The following is a 17,850-nucleotide window of genomic DNA, read 5'->3' as shown; positions in this document are numbered from 1 at the left end:
TTCTGTTAGTCATAGCCATTGTGATATCCTCCATAAACCCTCTATAATTATATCATTTTTGGCATAATAAATGGCAGAAACGTCGACTATTTTTGGGTTTATGAAGTACGTTTCTGCCACAGATATTCTATCAGATTTTAAAAAGACTGTCGACAGTCACTTTGTCAACAGTCTGAAATAGGACGGTTTGTCCTATTTTTTTTGTTTAATTAATGATATAATCCTAACGTGTTTCGTATATATCGACTAATACGGTGTCGATGTTTCTACCCCTAAACCGTAAATTCAGGGACTATGAATCAACCTATTTTTTTATTGTGTCGCGTTGATTCTCGTTTTTGTACGAGACTTTTTTATTTTTGGAGGAAAAGAATGAGAAAAGAAGATGTGAAAAAAGGTTCGATATATGAACTTGATGGTGTTGTACCTTTAAAAGAGGCATTGCCTTTAGGTATTCAACACGTATTGGCGATGTTTCTAGGAAACATCAGTCTATTATTAATTATTGCAGGAATGCTTGGATTATCACCGGATTTAAAATCTGCATTGATTCAAAATGCGATGTTTATTGCAGGAACTGTTACTTTAGTTCAGTTGTATCCAGTATGTAAAATTGGTGCGAAGCTTCCAATCGTTATGGGTACAAGTTCTGGATTTATTGGAACTGCCAAAGCCATGGGAGCTTTATATGGTTATGGTGCATTGATGGGAGCAAGTTTAATTGGTGGGTTATTTGAGATGGTTTTAGGCTTCTTTATTAAACCATTAAGAAAATTATTCCCACCTGTTGTTACTAGCTTAGTTATCATTTCCATTGGTTTATCATTACTTCCTGTTGGTATCAATTATTTTGGTGGAGGTAGTGGTGCTGCTGATTTTGGGGATCCTAAACATTTATTGGTTGGTACATTTGTTATTTTGGTAATTATTATCGCCAAACAAATTAAAGGTTTTGTGAATAATGCTTCGATTTTGATTGGTATTATTGCTGGATATATCTTGGCTATTGTGTTAGGAATGGTTGATTTTACGCAAGTTCAAACAGCTTCTTGGCTTGCACTTCCAACATTTATGCCAGTAAAAATGGAATTCAACTTAGAAGTAATTATTGCGATGGGAATTATGTTTATTGCGACAACAGTTGAAACAGTTGGAGATGTTTCTGGTATCACAAATGGTGGTTTAGATCGTGAAGCAACTTCTGAAGAATTACAAGGCGGCGTTTTGGCGGATGGTTTAGGTTCTGTTGTTGCCTCATTGTTTGGAGTTTTGCCAAATACTTCATTCTCTCAAAATGTTGGTTTGGTTTCAGTGACTAAAGTTGTTAACCGTTTTACAATTATGACAGGAGCTATCTTCTTGATTCTTTGCGGTTTCTGCCCAAAATTAAGTGCTTTATTTGCAGTTATGCCTCAATCTGTACTTGGTGGAGCTGCCGTTATTATGTTTGCGAGTATTTTGGTAAATGGTATTCAATCATTGATGCGTGTTGAATTCAATGAAAGAAACACTTTGATTATTGCCTTGGCAATTGGTCTTGGAATTGGTATTGGACAAGTACCTACAGTTCTAGCACAATTACCAAGTTGGATTGGAAATATTTTTGCACAAAACGGAATTATTATGACGTTTGTGATCGCAACCGTATTAAATTTAATTTTGCCTGGTAAAAAAGACTAACAAATCGGTGTTAAACATTGTGTTTAACACTTTCTTTTTTGTGTTAAAATTTTAGTAAAGAAAGAGAGCGTACCCATTATTTTAAGAATAATGAATTATGCATCGCCAGAATCTTTAGATGAGGCGTATGCGCTACTAACGAAAAATAAAAAGAATATGATTCTAGGCGGTATGATCTGGTTGAAGATGGAAGACATTCAGATATCGACTGCTATTGATTTAAGCAAATTAGGTTTGGATCAAATTGAAGAAGATGATACAGAATTCAAAATCGGTGCTATGGTAACTTTGCGTCAATTAGAAACGCATCAAGCTTTCAATAAGGCAACTTGTTATGTATTTAGAGATGCAGTAAAAGATATTGTCGGTGTACAATTAAGAAACTTGGCAACAGTTGGAGGAAGTATATATTCGCGTTTTAGTTTTAGTGATGTCATCTGTAGCTTATTATGTTTAGAGTGTGATGTACAAACACATAAACATGGGCGTATTTCACTTGAAGAATTTGTGAGTCTTCCATATGAAAAGGATATTGTGGAATATATTTATGTGAAGAAGACAAATTTGCCGAGTGCCTTTGTTTCTGTAAGAAGGAGTGCTACGGATTTAAGTGTTTTAAATGCATCTTGTACAAAGTATGCAGATCACTACCGATTCTGTTTTGGTGCAAGACCAGCCATTGCGAAAGTTTATAATTGTGATTTAGATCATATTGATTTAGATGTATATTGTGCAGACAATATGCGCGGAAGCAAGGAATATAGAGAAAAACTTGTTGAGGGATTAACTCAGAAGTTATTGAGAAAGGTAGAGTCTTATGTTGGTTAAAATTAAAGTGAATGGAAAATTGATTCAGGATGATGTACAGCCACAAACTTTATTGCTTGACTGGCTAAGAGATCATGGTTGTTACAGTGTAAAAAGAGGTTGTGATACCGCAAACTGTGGATTATGTACAGTGTTAAGAGATGGGACGCCAATTCTTTCATGTAGTACATTGACAGTTCGATGTGATGGTCATGAAATTACGACGCTTGAAGGACTTCAAAAAGAAGCGGGTGAATTCGGTATGTTTATGGCGAAACAAGGCGCTGAACAATGTGGTTTCTGTTCGCCAGGATTTATTATGAATGTTTTGGCAATGGAAAAAGAATTAGTGAATCCAAGTGATGATGAAATTCGTGCTTATTTAGCTGGAAATTTATGTCGTTGCTCTGGATATATGTCGCAGATGCGTGCAATCAAGGCGTATTTAAGTCGAGGTGAAAATCATGAATAGTGTAGGAAAAGGTGTCATCAAAAAAGATGCGATGGCTTTAGTTACAGGGCAACCTGTATATTGTGATGATTTAGCACCTAAGGATTGTTTGATTGTTAAGCTTTTAAGAAGTCCACATGCATACGCAAAAATTAGAAGTATTGATACTTCCATTGCGAAAAGAATTCCTGGAATTGAAGCGGTATATACGTATGAGGATGTTCCAACTTCTCGTTTTACTCTTGCAGGACAATCTTATCCTGAACCAAGTCCATATGATCGTAGAATCTTAGAAAATGTAGTTCGTTATGTAGGTGATGAAGTCGCAATTGTTGCGGGAGCTAATGAGGATTGTGTAGATCGTGCTTTGAAAGCTATCAAAGTAGATTATGAAGTATTAGAACCGTTGTTAGATTTTGAAAAGTCTATTGATAATGCAATTGTGGTTCATGAGGAAGACGATTATAAGTGTCTTTGTGAGATTGGTAATGACGTAAAGCGTAATATTGTCAGCAGTGGCGAAAGTGTTGTTGGTGATGTGGATGCAGTATTAAATGATTGTGAAGTGGTCTTAGAAAGAGATTATCATACAAAGGCCAATGCCCAGGCAATGATGGAAACTATGCGTTCATATTGTTACATTGATACATATGGTCGTTTAAATTGTGTAAGTTCCACGCAGATTCCTTTCCATGTTCGAAGAATTTTAAGTAATGCTTTAGAAATTCCAAAGTCAAAAATCAATGTAATCAAGCCAAGAATTGGTGGCGGATTTGGTGCTAAACAAACGGCTTGTTGTGAAATCTTCACGGCATTTGTTACATGGAAACTTAAAAAGCCAAGTAAGATTGTTTATACTCGTGAAGAAACTTTTGCGGCTAGTAACTCAAGACATGAAATGAAGATGCATGTTCGTATTGGGGCTAAAAAAGACGGTACGATTGAAGCTATAGATTTATATACATTATCAAATCAAGGCGCTTATGGAGAGCATGGTCCAACTACAATTGGTTTGGCAGGACATAAATCTTTGCCTTTATATAACCATGTTAAAGCCAGTCGTTTTACATATGATGTAGTTTATACAAATACAATGCGTGCTGGTGCATATAGAGGGTATGGTGCTACGCAAGGTCAGTTTGCGGTTGAATCCATTATTAATGAATTGGCTGATGAATTGAATATGGATCCTTGTGAAATCCGTTTTAAAAATATGACACGTGAAAATGAAGTGTTATCGCAATATTATAATGAAGAATTGAATGCGTGTGCGTTGGATCGTTGTTTAGAAAAAGCGATGGAAATGATTGACTACAAGAATAAACCTTTAAGACGTGATATGGGTGATTTTGTTCGTGGTTTAGGTGTTTCTTTATCTATGCAAGGTAGTGGTATTTCGTGTCTTGATGTAGGTTCTGTTGAAATTAAACTACAAGATGATGGTTTCTATACATTAAGTATCGGTGCTACAGATATGGGTACAGGATGTGATACGATTCTTGCTCAAATGGTTGCGGAATGTATGGATTGTGATGTAGATCAAGTTGTCACTAGTTCGTTGGATACAGATCATGCACCTTATGATACGGGTTCTTATGCTTCAAGTACAACGTATGTAACGGGTACGGCTGTAGTAAAGGCTTGTGAAAAGTTAAGAAATTCTATTTTAGAAGCGGCAGCCGGATTCTTTGATGTGGATAAAGAAGATATTGAATTTGATGGTAAGAAAATCTATACATTAGATCATACGCATGAAATGAGTTTAGCAGATTTTGCGGATGCATGTTTCAATGGTGGTATCGCAAAAGCATTGATTGCCAGTGACTCCCACATGTCGCCTACTAGCCCACCTCCATTTATGGTTGGTATTGCCGAAGTGGATGTAGATAAGCTAACGGGTGAAATCAAAGTTCATGATTATGTATCTGTTGTTGATTGTGGTACAGTTATCAATCCAAATCTTGCCAGAGTACAAGCTGAAGGTGGTATTGTACAAGGTATTGGTATGGCTCTAAGTGAGGATATCACGTACTCAAATGAGGGTAAGATGCGTAATCGTAACTTCTTGCAGTATAAGTTGCCAACAAGGGTAGATGTTCCAAGTGTTCGTGTTGAGTTTGAAAGCAGCTATGAAGACAATGGTCCTTTTGGCGCAAAATCCATTGGTGAAGTTGTTATTAATACGCCAACAAGTGCAATTGCTAGTGCTATAAAACATGCGACGGGAGTGCAAGTTCGTACTTTGCCTATTACAGCTGAAAAAGTTTTATTAGGAAAAGAAGATGAATAATATTTCTTTGATTATCTTAGCATCTGGTTTTTCCAGGCGTTTTGTTTCAAATAAGCTTTTATACGAATTTCATGGTAAGAAACTTGTTGAATATGCTTTTGATAAGGCAAGTGCTTTTTTAGATGTGATAGTAGTCACACAATATATGGAGATAAAAGAAATGGCTGAGTCATTAGGCTATCATGTTGTTATGAATGATCATCCTGAATATGGGCAAGGGCATTCAATTGCTCTAGGTGTGGGTGCCTGTCAAAATAATGCATGCATATTGATGGTTGCGGATATGCCATATTTAAAATTGGATACGTTAAAGGAAATGGTTTCCATTCAAGATGGAAAGCATATTGTGATTTGTGAGTATAATGGTATTATATGTAATCCTATGTTGCTCCCAAAAAGGTATTATGATAAGGCAAAACAATTGTGTAATGATAAAGGGGCAAAACAAATCATTGGTGATGATACGTATTTAACGGTTTCTTTATTGGAAGAAGAATTTATGGATATAGATGAAAAAACAGAGGCTATTTAGCCTCTGTAATGTTTTTCTTTGTCTTTTGCGATGTCAAAATAGATTTGTTCGCCTCTTTGTTCATAAAGCATATTTGCCCAATATCCCCAAAGGATGTCTTCCATTCTTTCAAATGCCTGCACTTGAACATCAATCATTGGGTCGATGTCTCCATCAAAATAGGCATGATAGAACTGGTCTCTTTGGTCAATATAATGGATGTTGTTTTCTGAAAAGAAGCTGGCGATATCAAAGCGATAATCGTTTTTTGCGGCATATTCATAGTCAATCAAATAGTCTTTTGTATCACTGTAAAGAATATTTCCTTGCACAAAGTCGTTATGGCATAGTGTGTTTGGTTTATATTCTTTTTTTAATGCTTCTAAAAAGTTTTCTTCATTTGGAAAAGATACGATACGTTCTTTGATTTGAGATTTGTAGAATTCAATCTTTCCAAAAGGGTTGAAAATAAACAAAGGAGCTTTTTTAGTATGAAGAGATTTCATTAAATTTGCACATCTTGCGAATTTGTCTTTGTCTTTACATTCATCAAATGTATCTACATCTTCAATATAATTTGTTACTTTGATACCTGTTTTTTCATCGAAAAAAATAACAGGTACATCTAAATCAGAAACAAGTGGCAAAATTTCCTTTTCGTGTTCATGCTGCAAACCAAGAGATTCATGATTCTTCTTTGGAACGCGTACCATATATTTATTGTCGTTGATTGTTAATAAATAGTTGTGGTTACTAATGCCTTTATCTGTTTTTTCGAGTGTGTAGTTTGTTGCTTTAAATTTTTCTTCTATCCATGTATTTAAGTTCATGTGGATATATTAACATTATTATTCTTTAAACTCAATGCGGTCGTTGTACCGCTTTTTTTGATTCGCGAAATTTACAAGCTCTCTTATGGCAAAAAAAAGTTTGGAAGGAGAATCGAAGAAATAACTTTTTTGGCTTGCGTTGTTCTAAGAACAAAGCTGTAAATTGAAAAAGGAGTATTGTGCAATGAAGTATAAGGTGAAGTGGATCGAAGAACATATGGGAATTACAAGAAATATGATTCGTAGATATGAAAAAAAGGGAGTGATTTCAAAGAATGAAGAAGGAAAAGATCGAGAGTTTGATGAAGAAGGATTGAGACAATTATGGGATATAAGAATGTTGGTGAGTTTAGGGTTTAGTTTGGATGAAGTTAAAGAAATTTTGAGTGAGGGAAATTTAAAGGAACTGAGCCAAAGAAAGTTGGGTGAGTTGGATAAGAAATGTGAGGATTTACAAAGCAAAAAAGATTTATTGAATATAGTTCAGATAACTGGAAAGTTACCTTGTTGTTTAGAAGATGTAATTGATGAGTTCGGAAAGAAGAGTGAATAATAATGAAAAAGTTAGTGTGTTTAGGGTTGTGCTTGATTCTTAGCGGTTGTACAAGTACACTTGTTGCCAAAAATGATTCAGAACGAAAAGTGAATGTGAATGTAATTGAGGTATCTGCTGCTACGATAGATGAAATAGAGGAAATGGCAATCAAGGATGTTGAGGACATAAAGGCAAAGTTAGAGAGTGAAAGGGATGCTTTGAGTGAAGAAATAACAGATTTTGATGTATATACGAAAAATGTAGATAAGGTAAAAGCGTATTATGATGATGCTTTAAAACAGACAGAAATGTTGTCGATACGATTAAGAGAATATGCTTATAAGTATGCTGAATTGATTATGAATGAGGATGTATCATATAAAGTGAAATACAAAGATTTGAGCGGAATCTATGAATATATATATGAAGATGCGGCTAAGGCTATGTATGATATATATGATAAGACACTAAAAGATATGTATGATATCTATTATGATGGAATAATTAAGGCCGCGTATGATGTTGTTGATTATGAGGAATGGTATGATGCACGTTCAGACGCGTACGATGATTGGTATGATGCAAGAAGTGATGCTTATGATATATGGTATGATACTCGTTCTGATATTTATGATTTTCAATATGATTTGAAAAGTGAAGTATATGATCATGATGATGAAAGAGCGCAGAAGAAGATGGATAAGTTTAAAAAATCAATTCTTCGTATGAAGGAGGATGTGAATGATTAGAGAGAATCAATGATTTTCTCTAATTTTTTAAAATGGGCTTGCATCACAGATTATAGTGGTGTATAGTAAATGGGCATGCGTGGGAGAATGCGTAACTGTTCGTATTACCACAGCATAGGACAAAATATAGGAGGAACGTCTTATGAGCAAGAAAAAAGTTACAAAAGTTTGTAAGTTGCAGTTCCAAGCTGGTGGAGCTAAACCAGGTCCAGCATTAGCAAGTGCTGGTATCAACATGCCTCAGTTCTGTACAGCTTTCAATGATGCAACAAAAGATCGTAAAGGTGATATTGTTCCAGTTGTCATTACTGCTTATGAAGATAAGAGTTTTGATTTCGTATTGAAAACAACACCTGCTGCTAATTTATTGAAAAAAGCAGCAAACGTACAAAAAGCAAGTGGAGATCAAAAAGTAGTTGCTGGTACAATTACAGTTGATCAATTAAAAGAAATTGCTGAGTACAAAATGCCAGACTTGAATGCCAATGATGTAGAAGCTGCAATGCGTATTGTTGCTGGTACTGCACGTAACATGGGTATCAAGGTTGAAGGATTTGAATAGGAGGAACATCAATAATGGCAAAAGTAAGTAAGAGATATGCTGAAGCAGCTAAATTGGTTGATCGTTCAAAAACTTATTCAATTGAAGAAGCTGTTAAATTAGCTAAAGAAACTAGTAAAACAAAATTCGACGCAAGTGTTGAAGTAAGTTTCCGTTTAAACGTAGACCCTCGTCACGCTGATCAACAAATTCGTGGTGCAATGGTATTACCTAATGGAACAGGTAAAACACAACGCGTTTGTGTAGTTGCACAAGGCGAAAAAGAAAAAGAAGCTCAGGCTGCTGGTGCTGATTTCGTTGGTGGTGCAGATATTATCGAAAAAATCTCTAAAGGTTGGTTCGATTTTGATGTATTAGTAGCTACTCCAGATATGATGGGTCAATTAGGACGTTTAGGGCGTGTTTTAGGTCCTAAAGGATTAATGCCAAACCCTAAGACTGGTACAGTAACAATGGATGTTGCTAAGGCTGTTGATGAAATCAAAAAAGGTAAAGTTACTTACCGTGTAGACAAAGAAGGAAACGTCAACTTAGCTATCGGTAAAACAAGTTTTACTGATGAAGCATTAGTTGAAAACTTCAATGCAATCTTCAACACAATTGCTAAGGCTCGTCCTGCAACTGTAAAAGGTGCATACATGAAAAACTTAGTTGTTTCAACAACTATGGGTCCTGGAATCCACGTTGAAATCGTTAAGTAATTGACAAATCTAGTAAAATAAATTAAACTACAGATTGTTATCAATATTCCAAAGACAGTAACGGCATATGCTTAATAATGTTACCGAGGGTATGATGCATTGAATTTGCACAATTAGCCCGTCTTTGATGCGGGCTTTTCTTTTGAATATTGTTACAATAGATGAAAGAAGAGGTGGATTGAATGAACAAAGACATCCTAGCACAAAAGGAAGCTGACGTTATCGCCTTATCTGAAAAAATGGAAGCTGCTAGTAGTGTTGTATTAGTAGAATACCGTGGATTATCAGTAAAGGAAGTAACAGAACTTCGTCGTGCTTTGCGTGAAGAAGACGTTGAATTCAAAGTTTACCGTAACGCAATTGCTCGTCGTGCTGCTGAAAAATTAGGCCACGAAGATTTCGCAAAAACTTTAGTTGGACCTAACGCATTGGCATTTGGTAAAGATCCAGTTGCTCCTGCTCGTGTATTAGCTAAATTCGCTAAAAAACATGAAGCATTGGTATTAAAAACTGGTATCGTGGATGGAGCTATGGTAGACGAAGCTACTATCCAAAAATTGTCTGCATTACCTAACAAAGAAGGTATGTTGGCTAAATTCGCATCTTGCTTAAATGCTCCAGTTATCAAATTTGCTATGACTGTTAAAGCATTGGCAGAAGCTAAAGAAAACGGATCTGTAAAAACAGAAGAAGCACCAGCTACAGAAGAAGCTGCTGCGTAATTAATTATAGGAGGAAAATAAAATGGCTAAATTAACTCAAGAAGAAATTCTTTCTTATTTAGAAGAAGCAACAATTTTAGAATTAAACGACTTAGTAAGTGCAATCGAAGAAAAATTTGGTGTAGTAGCTGCTGCTGCTGTTGCTGCTCCAGCTGCTGCTGCTGAAGAAGCTGCAGGACCTAGCGAAGTAACTGTTACATTAACAAATGTTGGTGGAACAAAAGTTGCTGTAATCAAAGCCGTACGTGAAATTACTGGTTTAGGATTAGTTGACGCTAAGAAATTAGTAGATGGTGTTCCAGCTGCTATTAAAGAAAACGTATCTCCAGAAGAAGCAGAATCAATTAAAGAAAAATTAGTTGCTGCTGGAGCTACTGTAGAAATTAAGTAATTTAAGCTTAATAAGTAATTAAAGCCTTTGTCCTTAGATAAAGGCTTTTTTTCTATTCATTTAATGAGTATGGATTTAAATGATACAATTATGATACTAAAAAAGACATCATTCTAATTGCGATGATGTCTTTTATATATGTTTATTCGTCTTTTAATATTTTTTTGACTGCATTATAGATTCCATTATCGTATGTAGATGTTGTGGCAAAATTAGCATAGCTTTTTACAAAATCACTCGCATTTCCCATCGCAACACCAATATCTGCTTTTTTTAACATATGGATATCGTTTGTGCTATCTCCAAAACAGATGGTATCTTTCCATGTGAATCCTGTTTTTTCAAGAATCATTTCAATGCCTTTTGATTTATCATTATCTGCATTGAAGATATCGAAGCAGAATCCATCGGTTTTAACGTTAATTAAATCGTTTCTTAGATTTGGGTGAGTTTCCATAAATTGGTCAACTAATTTTTTATCTTTAGTAAGAACTACGGCATTAAAGGCTTTGTGTCTTAAATGATACGACTGACTAGGATCATAGAATAGTGAATCTAGTACGTTACAGTATTTACAAAAGTCATACATTGGGTAAAAATTGTTGTAAATGTATGTGGCATCTCCAAAGTGAAACATCAGACCTGTTTCATGTTTTTTGCTGAAATTGACTAAGTCATTCACATTATCTTGTAAGATTGGATAGCTTCCAATTTCTTGAAAATCTTTGTCTAGAATGTAGCTTCCGTTGATCAATACATAATAATCAAATTGAACGCGTTGTAATATAAGTTTCATTTGATTTAAGGGACGGCCAGTTGCCGCACAGACAATATACCCTTTATCTTTTAGTGTCTGTATAGCGTCTAATGCGCTTTCTTGAATAACGTCATTTTCGGTTTGGTAAAGTGTTCCGTCCATGTCGAAAAATACAATTTTGTGTTTCATAAACATACCTCTATTCTTGTCTATATTATACTTTAATGAAGGGGGAATGCGTAAAGAATTTTTTATAAAAAATAAACAAAAAAGAATTGACAAATCATCCCAAATACTATATTCTAGTATTGCATGCGAAAATAGGTTCTGAAAAGAGCCTATATTTAATGGATGGGCAAGACCCACCTGGCTTCGTTTGCTTGGAAATTGAAAATTTTGAAAGGAGGATCTTATGCCTACAATTAACCAGTTGATTCGTAAAGGTCGTAAGGCCAGTCAAAACGTTTCAAAGTCTCCAGCTTTGAACCGTGGTTACAACTCATTGCAGTCTAAACCAACAAACCAATCAAGTCCACAAAAACGTGGAGTTTGTACTCGTGTTGGTACTATGACACCTAAGAAACCAAACTCAGCACTTCGTAAATATGCGCGTGTTCGTTTAAGTAATGGTATGGAAGTTACAGCTTACATTCCAGGTATCGGACACAACTTACAGGAACACAGTGTTGTATTGATTCGTGGTGGACGTGTTAAAGACTTACCAGGTGTTCGTTACCACATCATTCGTGGCACTTTGGACTGTGCTGGTGTAAATGACCGTAAACAATCTCGCTCATTATACGGAACAAAAAGACCTAAGAAATAGATCAATCGTGAAAGGAGGAAATTAGATGCCTAGAAAAGGACACATTGCGAAACGTGACGTACTAGTCGACCCAATTTATAACTCTAAGTTGGTTACTCGTTTGATCAACAAAATCATGATTGATGGTAAAAAAGGGGTTGCACAAACTATTTTGTACAACGCGTTTGAAATCGTAGAAGTAAAAACAGGAAAAGCACCAATGGAGGTTTTCGAACAAGCTTTAGAAAACGTTATGCCTCAATTGGAATTGAAAGTTAGACGTGTAGGTGGAGCCAACTACCAAGTACCAGTTGAAGTAAGCGACGAACGTCGTTTGACTTTAGGACTTCGTTGGATCGTAAACTACGCACGTTTACGTAACGAAAAAACAATGGAACAGAGATTAGCAGCTGAAATTATCGATGCTTCTAATGGAACTGGCGCCAGTGTTAAAAAACGTGAAGACACTCACAAAATGGCAGAAGCTAACAAGGCTTATGCTCACTACCGTTGGTAAGAGAAGGAGTAAAGAAATATGGCTAGAGAATATGCTTTACACGAAACTCGTAACATCGGTATCATGGCTCACATCGATGCCGGAAAAACAACAACAACAGAACGTATTCTTTACTACTCTGGTGTAAACCACAAGATTGGTGAAACACACGATGGAGCTAGTACAATGGACTGGATGGAGCAAGAACAAGAACGTGGTATCACTATCACTTCTGCTGCTACAACAGCTCACTGGAAAAAGACAGACGGAACTGGTAAAGAATGCCGTATCAATATCATCGATACACCAGGTCACGTAGATTTCACAGTAGAAGTTGAACGTAGTTTACGTGTATTAGATGGTGCCGTAACAGTATTAGATGCCAAAGCAGGTGTAGAACCTCAAACTGAAACAGTTTGGCGTCAAGCTACTGAATATAACGTTCCACGTATTGTATTCTGTAACAAAATGGATGCTACAGGTGCAGACTTCTTAATGTCATGCAATACAATCATCGATCGTTTAGGAGCTAAATCTTGTCCAATTCAGTTACCAATCGGTGCTGAATCAGACTTCGAAGCTATCATTGATATCATCAAGAGAAAAGCTTACGAATTTAGTGGAGATTATGGTCGTGTAATCACTGAAATCCCAGTTCCAGAAGATATGGTAGATCTTATGGAAGAATACCGTGCTAAATTATTAGATTATTTAGCAGATTATGATGAAGATTTTATGATGCAAGTATTAGAAGGTGAAGAACCTTCAATCGAAGAAATCAAACGTGTATTACGTATTGCTGTATGTAATGGTGACTTCTTCCCAGTATTATGTGGATCTGCATATAAAAACAAAGGTGTTCAATTAGTATTGGATGCAGTAGTAGATTACTTACCAAGTCCATTAGATGTACCTTCAATTAAAGGTACTACATTAGATGGAGAACCAGATGTTCGTCACCCTGGTGATGATCAACCATTCTCAGCATTAGCATTTAAAATCGCTACAGACCCATTCGTTGGAAAATTATCTTTCTTCCGTGTTTATTCAGGTACTGCTACAGCAGGAAGCTATGTATTAAACTCAACTAAAGATAAAAAAGAACGTTTCGGACGTATCGTTCAGATGCACGCCAATGCACGTAAAGAAATCACTGAAGTTTATTCAGGTGATATCGCTGCTGCTGTTGGTTTAAAGGTTACTACAACAGGTGATACATTGTGTGATGAAGATCACCCAATCATCCTTGAATCTATGGAATTCCCTGAACCAGTAATCGAATTGTCTTTGGAACCAAAAACTAAAGCTGACCAAGACAAAATGGGATTGGCTCTTGCAAAACTTGCAGAAGAAGACCCTACTTTCAAAACATATACAAACGAAGAAACAGGACAAACAATTATTGCCGGTGTAGGTGAACTTCACTTGGATATCATTGTTGACCGTTTACGTCGCGAATTTAAAGTTGAAGCAAATGTTGGACAACCACAAGTTGCTTACCGTGAAACAATTCGTCAGACTGCTGATTGTGAAGGAAAATATATCCGTCAGTCAGGTGGTCGTGGACAATATGGTCACGTATGGATCAAATTCGAACCAAACGAAGGAAAAGGATTTGAATTCGTTGATGCTATCGTTGGTGGTAGCGTACCTAGAGAATATATCAAACCAACTCAAGAAGGTTTGGAAGCAGCATTGGAAAATGGTATGATTGCAGGTTATCCAGTAATCGATATCAAAGCTACATTATTTGATGGATCATATCACGATGTCGACTCTAGTGAAATGGCTTATAAGATTGCCGCTAGTATGGCATTGAAAGAAGCCGGAAAGAAATGTAAGCCTGCTATTCTAGAACCAATCATGTTCGTAGAAGTAACTGCACCAAGTGAATACTTAGGTAGCGTTATGGGTGACATTTCAAGTCGTCGTGGACAAATCACTGAACAGGAAGAACGTGGAAATGCCATTATCGTTCGTGCACATGTTCCATTATCAGAAATGTTCGGATATGTTACAGACTTACGTAGCTTTACTCAGGGACGTGGAAACTACTCTATGAAGTTCGACCACTACTCAGAAGTTCCAAAGAGTATTGCAGAAAAAATTATTAAAGAGAATTCAAACGAAAACTAGTTGATTTTCGTTTGGTTCTGAAATACAATATTTATTGTATGAAATATGTTAGCATTTAGGAGGAAATTATAAATGGCTAAGGAAAAATTTGACAGAAGTAAAACTCACGTTAATATTGGTACTATCGGTCACGTTGACCACGGTAAAACAACATTAACAGCAGCTATTACAACAGTATTAGCTAAAAAAGGTATGGCTAAAGCTGAAGCTTATGACCAAATCGATGGTGCTCCAGAAGAAAAAGAACGTGGAATCACTATCAACACTGCACACGTTGAATACCAAACAGAAAAACGTCACTATGCACACGTTGACTGTCCAGGCCACGCTGATTATGTAAAAAACATGATCACTGGTGCTGCTCAGATGGACGGAGCTATCTTAGTAGTTGCTGCATCTGATGGACCTATGCCTCAAACACGTGAACACATCTTGTTAGCACGTCAGGTAGGTGTTAAATATATCGTTATTTACTTAAACAAATGCGATATGGTTGATGATGAAGAATTAATCGACTTAGTAGAAATGGAAGTTCGTGAATTATTAAACGAATACGGATTCGACGGAGACGAAACTCCAGTTATCCGTGGATCAGCTTTAAAAGCTCTTGAAGGAGATCCTAAATACGAAGAATCAATCTACGAATTGATGAATGCTGTTGATACTTGGATTCCAGATCCAGCTCGTGAAATGGATAAACCATTCTTGATGGCAGTCGAAGACGTTATGACAATTTCTGGTCGTGGTACAGTAGCTACAGGACGTGTTGAACGTGGTCAAGCTCACTTAAACGACGAAGTTGAAATCGTTGGTATCAAAGACACTCAAAAAACAGTATTAACTGGTTTGGAAATGTTCCACAAACAATTAGACGTTGCTGAAGCAGGTGACAACATTGGTGCATTGTTACGTGGTATTGCACGTGACCAAATCCAACGTGGACAAGTATTAGCTAAACCTGGAAGTGTACACCCTCACACTAAATTTAAAGCACAAGTTTATGTTTTAACAAAAGAAGAAGGTGGACGTCACACTCCATTCGTTTCTAACTACCGTCCTCAATTCTACTTCCGTACAACTGACGTTACAGGTGTAATCACATTACCAGAAGGAACTGACATGGTAATGCCTGGTGACAACGTTGTTATGAACGTTGAATTGATCGCCCCAATCGCTATCGAAACTGGTACTAAGTTCTCTATCCGTGAAGGTGGACACACTGTAGGTGCTGGTAACGTTACTGAAATTGACGCTTAATTAAACTTATAAAAACAAAGGACTGATACAATTTTTGTATCGGTCTTTTTTTATTTCAAAATGAAAGAAATGTAAATGCAATGTAAATAATTGCATTTATCGTTGATGTTATAATTATTTTGTTTTATCATACAAAACATATAAGAATAATATGAATTAAGGAGAATGATTATGACAAAAATAACTAGAGAAAAACGAAATTTTAAATTCGATACATTACAACTTCATGTTGGACAAGAATAAGCAGATCCAACAACTGACGTCGTGTAGTGCCATCATATCAAACATTATCTAATGTGTTCAGAAATTGTGATCATGCAGCAGCACGTTTTGAATTGAGTGATGCAGGAAATATTTATGGACGTTTAACGAATCCAACTGAGGATGTATTTGAAAAGCGTATAGCGGCTCTTGAAGGTGATGTAGCTGCGTTAGCCGTAGCATCTGGTGCAGCGGCTGTTACATATACAATATTAAATTTAGCTCAAAATAGCGACAATATTGTTTCAGCCAAAAATGTATATGGCGGCTCATTTAATTTATTTGAACATACTTTACCTCAATATGGGATTGAAACAAACTTTGTAGATATTTTTAATGAAGAAGAAGTTGTAAGTGCTATTAATGAAAAAACAAAAGCTTTGTATATTGAAACTTTAGGAAATCCGAATTCTGATGTAGTAGATATCGAATCAGTCGCAAAGATTGTCCATAAACATAAAATTCCATTAGTAGTTGACGATACATTCGCCACGCCATATTTAGTAAGACCAATCGAATATGGTGCTTAGATTGTTGTTCATTCAGCGAAAAAATTTATGGGTGGTCACGGAACTAGTATTGGTGGCGTAATCGTTGACGGAGGAAATTTTGATTGGGAATCTAGTGGAAAATTCGATTCACTGACAAAGCCAAATCCAAGCTATCATGGCATTAGTTTTACACAAGCATGTGGAGATAAGCATTCGTCACTAAGGTGTGTGCAATTCTTTTAAAAGACACAGGAGCTACAGTTTCTCCTTTCAATGCATTCTTATTCTTACAAGGGAAGAAACATTATCCTTGCGTGTAGAGCGTCATACTTATAACACACTAAAAGTCGTCGAATATTTGAATAATCATCCTCGAGTAGAAAGCGTGTCTCATCCTAGCGTCTCTACAGATTCTAAACAACAAGAGTTGTATAAAAAGTATTTTTCTAATGGAGGAGGTTCGACGTTTGACATTAAGGGGATGCACAAAAAGCTTAAGATTTTTATAGATAATCTAGAATTTTTCTCCTTATTGGCGAATGTTGCGGATGTTAAATCGTTAGTGATTCATCCGGTAACAACACATTCACAATGTACTGAATAAGAGTTACTAGATCAGGGCTTTCGTCCGAATACAATGCGTTTAAGTATTGGTTGTGAAAACACTGATGATATTATTCAAGATTTGAATGAAGCATTTAAAGCTATCGCATAATTAGTAAAAACCCAGAAATCTAGCTTTTTATTATGCTAGAATAATTTATAAACGTGCTAATAAAGTGAATTTATTTTTTGGTAGAATTATTCTAGTGTTTGAAAGGAGTGCATGAGTGAACAGAAAAATTACGTTTTTTAGTGTATAAAATAGGGATGGTTGTGTTAGCGTTAGGGTTGACTTTGAACACACTGGCAAATCTAGGCGTATCCCCAATAATATCAGTACCCTATAGTATTGCACAGATTACAGGATTAAATTTATCAATTTAACTTTTCTGGTATACGCTATATTTGTAGTTGTACAACTAGCGATTCATGTACAATTAAAAAAATAACAAAATTATATCTGATTTGTTGTGATTGCAATAAAGTTTAATATTGAGACATTTATTGCTCATCTAATTGTTGGTATTAGTAAGGTAATAGCAATATTTCATCATGTTTTTGAAGCATAGATTGAAGATTAAACTAGTGATTTATAAACGACATCTACCAGTCTTCTTTAAAAAACGATGAAAACGTATACAGTAAAAAATATGAAAAAAATAAAAAAACATTTGACGAAGTGAAAAGTATTTGGTAATATAGATGAGCACTGCTGAGGTGCAGATGATCTTTGAAAACTGAACAGGAAATAGAAATACAAACTAAAACGTCAATTTCGAAACAAACAAAGAATTGAAATAAAGATGTCAGAGACA

General features: G+C 35.8%; 19 protein-coding genes, 1 pseudogene, 1 riboswitch and 1 other annotated feature. Of the genes and pseudogenes, 18 read left to right on the top strand and 2 right to left on the bottom strand.

What is annotated here, in order from left to right:
• The first annotated feature begins 213 nt into the window (after positions 1-213).
• A riboswitch (purine riboswitch) is annotated at positions 214-315 on the top strand.
• 57 nt (positions 316-372) lie between these two features.
• The 5 genes from FYJ55_RS07945 (at position 373) to FYJ55_RS07925 (ending at position 5,760) form a co-directional block, all read left to right on the top strand.
• On the top strand, positions 373-1,680 hold the full coding sequence (locus tag FYJ55_RS07945; RefSeq protein ID WP_154556377.1) for a uracil-xanthine permease family protein: 1,308 nt from the start codon (positions 373-375) through the stop codon (positions 1,678-1,680).
• A 90-nt stretch (positions 1,681-1,770) separates the two neighbouring features.
• Positions 1,771-2,508: an FAD binding domain-containing protein gene (locus tag FYJ55_RS07940; protein WP_154556376.1), complete on the top strand. Its 738-nt coding sequence runs from the start codon at positions 1,771-1,773 to the stop codon at positions 2,506-2,508.
• Positions 2,498-2,959 carry a (2Fe-2S)-binding protein gene (locus FYJ55_RS07935; protein WP_154556375.1) on the top strand — a complete coding sequence of 154 codons (462 nt, stop codon included), beginning with the start codon at positions 2,498-2,500 and terminating at the stop codon, positions 2,957-2,959. Before FYJ55_RS07940 ends, FYJ55_RS07935 begins: the two co-directional genes overlap by 11 nt.
• Positions 2,952-5,228 carry a xanthine dehydrogenase family protein molybdopterin-binding subunit gene (locus FYJ55_RS07930; protein ID WP_154556374.1) on the top strand — a complete coding sequence of 759 codons (2,277 nt, stop codon included), beginning with the start codon at positions 2,952-2,954 and terminating at the stop codon, positions 5,226-5,228. The genes FYJ55_RS07935 and FYJ55_RS07930 overlap by 8 nt, the downstream gene beginning before the upstream one ends.
• Positions 5,221-5,760, top strand: coding sequence for a nucleotidyltransferase family protein (locus FYJ55_RS07925; RefSeq protein ID WP_154556373.1), 540 nt, complete (start codon positions 5,221-5,223; stop codon positions 5,758-5,760). The genes FYJ55_RS07930 and FYJ55_RS07925 overlap by 8 nt, the downstream gene beginning before the upstream one ends.
• Here the strand turns inward: FYJ55_RS07925 and FYJ55_RS07920 are convergent.
• Positions 5,757-6,569, bottom strand: coding sequence for a choline kinase family protein (locus tag FYJ55_RS07920; RefSeq protein WP_154556372.1), 813 nt, complete (start codon positions 6,567-6,569; stop codon positions 5,757-5,759). The genes FYJ55_RS07925 and FYJ55_RS07920 overlap by 4 nt on opposite strands.
• Before the next feature lie 184 nt (positions 6,570-6,753).
• Here FYJ55_RS07920 and FYJ55_RS07915 point away from each other — a divergent pair, with 184 nt between their 5' ends.
• The 6 genes from FYJ55_RS07915 (at position 6,754) to rplL (ending at position 10,229) form a co-directional block, all read left to right on the top strand.
• The gene (locus FYJ55_RS07915; RefSeq protein WP_154556371.1) at positions 6,754-7,122 is read left to right on the top strand and encodes a helix-turn-helix domain-containing protein; all 369 of its coding nucleotides are present in this window, start codon (positions 6,754-6,756) and stop codon (positions 7,120-7,122) included.
• Between the two features lie 2 nt (positions 7,123-7,124).
• Positions 7,125-7,853, top strand: coding sequence for a hypothetical protein (locus tag FYJ55_RS07910; protein WP_154556370.1), 729 nt, complete (start codon positions 7,125-7,127; stop codon positions 7,851-7,853).
• 142 nt (positions 7,854-7,995) lie between these two features.
• Complete coding sequence (gene rplK, locus FYJ55_RS07905) at positions 7,996-8,415, top strand: 50S ribosomal protein L11 (RefSeq protein ID WP_003866292.1); 420 nt, start codon at positions 7,996-7,998, stop codon at positions 8,413-8,415.
• A 14-nt stretch (positions 8,416-8,429) separates the two neighbouring features.
• Positions 8,430-9,116 (top strand): 50S ribosomal protein L1, encoded by a 687-nt coding sequence (gene rplA, locus FYJ55_RS07900; protein ID WP_154556369.1) that lies wholly within the window; start codon positions 8,430-8,432, stop codon positions 9,114-9,116.
• 30 nt (positions 9,117-9,146) lie between these two features.
• Positions 9,147-9,266 (top strand) — a sequence feature (ribosomal protein L10 leader region).
• Between the two features lie 32 nt (positions 9,267-9,298).
• Entirely contained in the window at positions 9,299-9,838 is a 540-nt protein-coding gene (gene rplJ, locus FYJ55_RS07895; protein ID WP_117573312.1) for a 50S ribosomal protein L10, read from the top strand.
• 22 nt (positions 9,839-9,860) lie between these two features.
• Complete coding sequence (rplL, locus tag FYJ55_RS07890; protein ID WP_117995840.1) at positions 9,861-10,229, top strand: 50S ribosomal protein L7/L12; 369 nt, start codon at positions 9,861-9,863, stop codon at positions 10,227-10,229.
• 142 nt (positions 10,230-10,371) lie between these two features.
• Here the strand turns inward: rplL and FYJ55_RS07885 are convergent, their stop codons facing one another.
• Positions 10,372-11,175 (bottom strand): HAD family hydrolase, encoded by an 804-nt coding sequence (locus FYJ55_RS07885; protein ID WP_154556368.1) that lies wholly within the window; start codon positions 11,173-11,175, stop codon positions 10,372-10,374.
• A 223-nt stretch (positions 11,176-11,398) separates the two neighbouring features.
• On the opposite strand from FYJ55_RS07885, the gene rpsL reads away from it, so the two are divergent.
• The 7 genes and pseudogenes from rpsL (at position 11,399) to FYJ55_RS11480 (ending at position 17,147) form a co-directional block, all read left to right on the top strand.
• Entirely contained in the window at positions 11,399-11,812 is a 414-nt protein-coding gene (gene rpsL / locus FYJ55_RS07880; protein ID WP_154556367.1) for a 30S ribosomal protein S12, read from the top strand.
• Positions 11,813-11,837: 25 nt separating this feature from the next.
• Positions 11,838-12,308 (top strand): 30S ribosomal protein S7, encoded by a 471-nt coding sequence (rpsG, locus tag FYJ55_RS07875; protein ID WP_003866299.1) that lies wholly within the window; start codon positions 11,838-11,840, stop codon positions 12,306-12,308.
• 18 nt (positions 12,309-12,326) lie between these two features.
• A complete protein-coding gene (fusA, locus tag FYJ55_RS07870) occupies positions 12,327-14,423 on the top strand; it encodes an elongation factor G (protein ID WP_154556366.1) in 2,097 nt (698 codons plus the stop codon).
• A 72-nt stretch (positions 14,424-14,495) separates the two neighbouring features.
• Entirely contained in the window at positions 14,496-15,680 is a 1,185-nt protein-coding gene (gene tuf / locus FYJ55_RS07865; protein ID WP_154556365.1) for an elongation factor Tu, read from the top strand.
• 269 nt (positions 15,681-15,949) lie between these two features.
• The gene (locus FYJ55_RS11325; protein WP_326831856.1) at positions 15,950-16,471 is read left to right on the top strand and encodes an aminotransferase class I/II-fold pyridoxal phosphate-dependent enzyme; all 522 of its coding nucleotides are present in this window, start codon (positions 15,950-15,952) and stop codon (positions 16,469-16,471) included.
• Positions 16,472-16,498: 27 nt separating this feature from the next.
• The gene (locus FYJ55_RS11410; RefSeq protein WP_326831855.1) at positions 16,499-16,675 is read left to right on the top strand and encodes a hypothetical protein; all 177 of its coding nucleotides are present in this window, start codon (positions 16,499-16,501) and stop codon (positions 16,673-16,675) included.
• Positions 16,659-17,147 (top strand): annotated as a pseudogene (locus FYJ55_RS11480) (PLP-dependent transferase). Before FYJ55_RS11410 ends, FYJ55_RS11480 begins: the two are co-directional and overlap by 17 nt.
• Positions 17,148-17,850: the final 703 nt, after the last annotated feature.

This window comes from Holdemanella porci (assembly GCF_009696075.1).
GTDB lineage: Bacteria > Bacillota_I > Bacilli_A > Erysipelotrichales > Erysipelotrichaceae > Holdemanella > Holdemanella porci.
This window is presented reverse-complemented; position numbering and strand designations above follow the sequence as displayed.

Excerpts from the sequence above, each read along its gene's own strand:
- FYJ55_RS07885 (WP_154556368.1), bottom strand. The coding sequence starts at position 11,175 with ATGAAACACAAAATTGTATTTTTCGACATGGACGGAACACTTTACCAA.
- FYJ55_RS07910 (WP_154556370.1), top strand. The coding sequence starts at position 7,125 with ATGAAAAAGTTAGTGTGTTTAGGGTTGTGCTTGATTCTTAGCGGTTGT.
- fusA (WP_154556366.1), top strand. The coding sequence starts at position 12,327 with ATGGCTAGAGAATATGCTTTACACGAAACTCGTAACATCGGTATCATG.
- FYJ55_RS11410 (WP_326831855.1), top strand. The coding sequence starts at position 16,499 with ATGGGTGGTCACGGAACTAGTATTGGTGGCGTAATCGTTGACGGAGGA.
- FYJ55_RS07945 (WP_154556377.1), top strand. The coding sequence starts at position 373 with ATGAGAAAAGAAGATGTGAAAAAAGGTTCGATATATGAACTTGATGGT.
- FYJ55_RS07920 (WP_154556372.1), bottom strand. The coding sequence starts at position 6,569 with ATGAACTTAAATACATGGATAGAAGAAAAATTTAAAGCAACAAACTAC.
- tuf (WP_154556365.1), top strand. The coding sequence starts at position 14,496 with ATGGCTAAGGAAAAATTTGACAGAAGTAAAACTCACGTTAATATTGGT.
- FYJ55_RS07925 (WP_154556373.1), top strand. The coding sequence starts at position 5,221 with ATGAATAATATTTCTTTGATTATCTTAGCATCTGGTTTTTCCAGGCGT.
- rpsG (WP_003866299.1), top strand. The coding sequence starts at position 11,838 with ATGCCTAGAAAAGGACACATTGCGAAACGTGACGTACTAGTCGACCCA.
- FYJ55_RS07930 (WP_154556374.1), top strand. The coding sequence starts at position 2,952 with ATGAATAGTGTAGGAAAAGGTGTCATCAAAAAAGATGCGATGGCTTTA.
- rplA (WP_154556369.1), top strand. The coding sequence starts at position 8,430 with ATGGCAAAAGTAAGTAAGAGATATGCTGAAGCAGCTAAATTGGTTGAT.
- rplL (WP_117995840.1), top strand. The coding sequence starts at position 9,861 with ATGGCTAAATTAACTCAAGAAGAAATTCTTTCTTATTTAGAAGAAGCA.
- rpsL (WP_154556367.1), top strand. The coding sequence starts at position 11,399 with ATGCCTACAATTAACCAGTTGATTCGTAAAGGTCGTAAGGCCAGTCAA.
- rplJ (WP_117573312.1), top strand. The coding sequence starts at position 9,299 with ATGAACAAAGACATCCTAGCACAAAAGGAAGCTGACGTTATCGCCTTA.
- rplK (WP_003866292.1), top strand. The coding sequence starts at position 7,996 with ATGAGCAAGAAAAAAGTTACAAAAGTTTGTAAGTTGCAGTTCCAAGCT.
- FYJ55_RS07915 (WP_154556371.1), top strand. The coding sequence starts at position 6,754 with ATGAAGTATAAGGTGAAGTGGATCGAAGAACATATGGGAATTACAAGA.
- FYJ55_RS07940 (WP_154556376.1), top strand. The coding sequence starts at position 1,771 with ATGAATTATGCATCGCCAGAATCTTTAGATGAGGCGTATGCGCTACTA.
- FYJ55_RS07935 (WP_154556375.1), top strand. The coding sequence starts at position 2,498 with ATGTTGGTTAAAATTAAAGTGAATGGAAAATTGATTCAGGATGATGTA.